The following is a 4,473-nucleotide window of genomic DNA, read 5'->3' as shown; positions in this document are numbered from 1 at the left end:
CGGCTCGGCGTGGCGCCGGGCAGCCGGGTGTTGCAGTTCGCCTCGCCCAGTTTCGACGCGTCGTTCTGGGACCTGTGCAGCGCCCTGTTGACCGGCGCCGCCCTCGTGCTGGCCCCGGCCGGGGCTCCGTTGGAGGCTCTGACGGACCGTCGGTTCGACGTCACCCATGTGACTCTGCCGCCCTCCGCCCTGGCCGCGCTGGACGGCGCCGACCTCACGGCCGCCACCCTGGTGGTGGCGGGTGAGGCGTGCCCGCCGGAGCTGGTGGCGCGCTGGGCGCCGGGGCGGCGGATGGTCAACGCGTACGGTCCGACGGAGACGACGGTGTGCGCGACGATGAGCGCCCCGCTGTCGCCGGGGGCGGGCGTGCCGCCGATCGGCCGGCCGGTCGCGGGTTTTCGGGTGTACGTGCTGGACGAGCGGTTGCGCCTGGTGCCGCCGGGTGTGGTGGGGGAGTTGTACGTCGCGGGGCCGGGGCTGGCGCGCGGGTATCTGAATCGGCCGGGCCTGACGGCGGGTCGGTTCGTCGCCTGTCCGTTCGGGCCGGATGGTGACCGGATGTACCGTACCGGGGACGTGGTGCGCCGCCGGGCCGACGGGGAGTTGGAGTACGTCGGGCGGGCCGACGAGCAGGTGAAGGTGCGCGGCTTCCGGGTCGAGCCGGGCGAGGTCGAGGCGGCCCTGAGCGCGCATCCCGCCGTCGCCCGGGCCGCCGTCGTGGCCCGGGACGACCGGCTCGTCGGCTACGTGGCCCCGCGCCCGGGCGCCGACGCGCGTCCGGCGGAACTGGCGGCGTACCTGCGCGAGCGGCTGCCGGACTACCTGGTGCCGTCGGTGTTCGTGGTGCTGGCGGCGTTGCCGTTGACGCCGAACGGGAAGTTGGACCGGGCGGCTCTGCCGGTGCCGGAGGCGGGCGTCGTCGGGGTCGGCCGGGCGGCGCGGACGCCGCAGGAGCAGATCCTGTGCGAGCTGTTCGCGGAGGTGCTGGGCCGGGGCCAGGTCGGTGTCGAGGACGACTTCTTCGACCTGGGCGGGCACTCGCTGCTGGCCACCCGGCTGGTCTCCCGGATCCGTTCGGCCCTGGGGGCCGAGGTCGGGCTGCGCGCGCTCTTCGAGGCGCCGACGGTGGCCGGCCTGGCGGCACGGCTCACCGAGGCCGACCGGGCCCGGCCCGCACTGGCGCCGTACGAGCGGCCGCAGACGGTACCGCTGTCGTTCGCGCAGCGCCGCCTGTGGTTCCTGCACCGGATGGACGGAGCCGCCGCGGCCTACCACATCCCGCTGGCGCTGCGGCTGACCGGAGCACTGGACCGGGAGGCACTGGAGGACGCGCTGGCCGAGGTCGTCGCCCGGCACGAGAGCCTGCGAACGGTGTTCCCGGAGCTCGACGCCGTGCCGTGCCAGCGGATCCTCGACCCCGGGGCGGCCCGGCCCCGGGTGCGGGTGACCGAGGCCGCGGAGGACGAGCTGCCGCAACGGCTCGCCCACGCGGCGCGGCTCCCGTTCGACCTCGCGGCGGAACCGCCCCTGCGCGCCGAACTGTTCGCGGTCGCGCCGGACGAGCACGTGCTGCTGCTGGTCATGCACCACATCGCCGGTGACGGCTGGTCCACCGGCCCGCTCGCCCGTGACCTCGCCGAGGCCTACGCCGCCCGCTGCCAGGGCCGTGTGGCGGACCGCGACGCCCTGCCGGTGCAGTACGCCGACTACACGCTGTGGCAGCGCGAGCTGCTCGGCGACCCGGAGGATCCGGACAGCCGGTTCGCCGGACAACTCCGCTACTGGACCGAGCAGTTGGACAGCCTCCCGGAGCGGATCCCGCTGCCCGCCGACCGGCCCCGGCCGGCCGTCGCCGGCTACCGGGGAGCCGCCTTCGGCCTTGAGCTGACCCCCGAACTGCACGCGGGGCTGGCCGAGTCGGCCCGGCGGTCCGGGAGCAGTCTGTTCATGGTGCTGCAGGCGGCGTTGGCGGCGCTGTACACCCGGCTGGGGGCGGGGACGGACATCCCGATCGGCAGTCCGATCGCGGGCCGGACCGACGAGGCGCTGGACGACCTGGTCGGGTTCTTCGTCAACACGCTGGTGCTGCGCACCGACACGAGCGGGGACCCGACTTTCGCCGAGCTGCTGGAGCGGGTGCGGGAGACGACCCTGTCGGCCTTCGCGCACCAGGACGTGCCGTTCGAGCACCTGGTGGAGGCGCTGAACCCCGCCCGCTCGCTCGCGCACCACCCGCTGTTCCAGACGATCCTCGCCGTGCAGAACGCGCCGATGGGCGAGTTCGCGCTGCCCGGCCTCCAGGTGTCCGCGTTCGCGGTGCCGACCGGGACGGCCAAGTTCGACCTGGGCTTCAACCTGAGCGAGCGGTTCGGTCCGGACGGGAGCCCGGCCGGGATCGTCGGCGTGGTCGAGTACGCCACCGACCTGTTCGACCGCTCGACGGTCGAGGCCCTCGTGCGGCGCTGGACGCTCCTGCTGGAGGCGGTCACCGCCGATCCGGGCCGGTCGATCGGGGGGATCGACCTCCTCGACTCCGACGAGCGGCACCGGTTGCTGGAGCGGGGCAACGCGACCGACCGCGAGGTCGGCGCCGTGCCGGTGCCACAGGCGTTCGCGGCGCAGGCGGCGGCGACGCCGGACGCGCCGGCCCTGGTGTCCGGTGATGTAGGGCTGACGTATCGTCAACTGAACGTCTGGGCGAACCGGTTCGCGCATGCGCTGGTCGCCCGGGGTGTCGGTCCGGAGCAGGTCGTGGCGGTGGCGCTGCCGCGTTCGGTGGAGTCGGTGGTGGCCGTCCTGGGCGTGTTGAAGGCGGGTGCCGCGTATCTGCCGGTGGATCCGGCGTACCCGGCGGCGCGGATCGCGTACATGCTGGGCGATGCCCGCCCGGCGCTGGTGGTCGACGATCCTGCACTGGTATCGGAAGGTGACTGGCCGGAGACCGATCCTGAGGTCGCTTTGGACGTTCGGCATCCGGCGTACGTGATCTACACCTCGGGTTCGACCGGCCGCCCCAAGGGCGTCGTGGTCGCGCATGGTGGTGTGGCGAGTCTGGTGGCCGCGCAGATCGAGCGGTTCGCGATCGATCCCGGCAGTCGGGTGCTCCAGTTCGCCTCGCCCAGTTTCGACGCCTCGGTGTCGGAGATCTTCACCGCCCTGCTGTGCGGTGCGGCGCTGGTGCTGCCGCCGGCGGCGGAGCCGGTCGCCGCGCTGACCGACCCGGGCCTCGCGGTCACCCACGCGACCGTGCCCCCGTCCGTCCTGGCGGCCCTGCCGGAGGGCGCGGTGACGGTGTCGACGCTGGTGGTGGCGGGCGAGGCGTGCCCGCCGGAGCTGGTGGCCCGCTGGGCGCCCGGGCGCCGGATGGTCAACGCGTACGGCCCGACGGAGACGACGGTGTGCGCGACCATGAGCGACCCCCTCGCCCCCGGGACGGGCGTGCCGCCGATCGGCCGACCGATCGCCAACGCACGGGTGTACGTGCTGGACGAGCGGCTGCGCCCGGTACCGCCCGGCGTGCCGGGGGAGCTGTACGTCGCCGGTGCGGGTCTGGCGCGGGGCTATCTGAACCGGCCGGGTCTGACGGCGGGTCGCTTCGTCGCCTGCCCGTTCGGGGCGGGCGGGAGCCGCATGTACCGCACCGGCGACGTGGTCCGCTGGCTGGGCGACGGGCAGTTGGAGTACGTCGGCCGGGCCGACGACCAGGTGAAGGTGCGCGGCTTCCGGATCGAGCCCGGCGAGATCGAGGCGGTGCTGGCCGAGCACCCCGCCGTCGCCCGGGCCGCCGTCCTCGCCCAGGACGACCGCCTCATCGGCTACCTCGTCCCCCGCCAGGACACCGCCCGCGACGACAGCCGCGAAGCCGACCACGTCGGCGAATGGCGGGACATCTACGACGCCCTGCCCATCACCCCCGAGGAAACCGCCTTCGGCCACAACTTCGTCGGCTGGAACAGCAGTTACGACACCAGCCCGATCCCCGTCGAGCAGATGCGCGAATGGCGCGACGCCACCGTGGCCCGCATCCTGGCCCTGCACCCCCGCCGAGTCCTGGAGATCGGCGTCGGCACCGGCCTGCTCCTCTCCCAGATCGCACCGCACTGCGACACGTACTGGGCGACCGACTTCTCCGCCACCGCGATCGACGCGCTCACCACCCAGGTCGCCCGGCAGGAACAACTCACCGACCGCGTCGTGCTGCACACCCGCCCCGCGCACGACACCGACGGCCTGCCCACCGAGACATTCGACACCATCGTCATCAACTCGGTCGTGCAGTACTTCCCATCCGCCGACTACCTCGCCGACACAATCGAAAAGCTGATGCGCCTGCTCACCCCCGGCGGCGCGCTCTTCCTCGGCGACCTCCGCAACCTGCGACTGCTGCGCCCGCTGGCCACCGCCGTGCAGTTGCACCGGGCTGCCGACGGCGCCGATCTGCCCGCCGTGCGGCGCGCGGTGGAGCAGTCCCTG

1 protein-coding gene is annotated in these 4,473 nt (G+C 73.9%); it reads left to right on the top strand.

Features of this window, described 5'->3' with window-relative positions:
- A partial coding sequence (locus ACIQVZ_RS42220; protein WP_402458452.1) for an amino acid adenylation domain-containing protein occupies positions 1–4,473 on the top strand: 4,473 nt, incomplete at both ends.

Source organism: Kitasatospora sp. NPDC098663, from assembly GCF_044760075.1.
Lineage (GTDB): Bacteria > Actinomycetota > Actinomycetes > Streptomycetales > Streptomycetaceae > Kitasatospora.
Note: the sequence above shows the minus strand (reverse complement) of the source record. Positions and strands in the feature narration are given on the sequence as shown.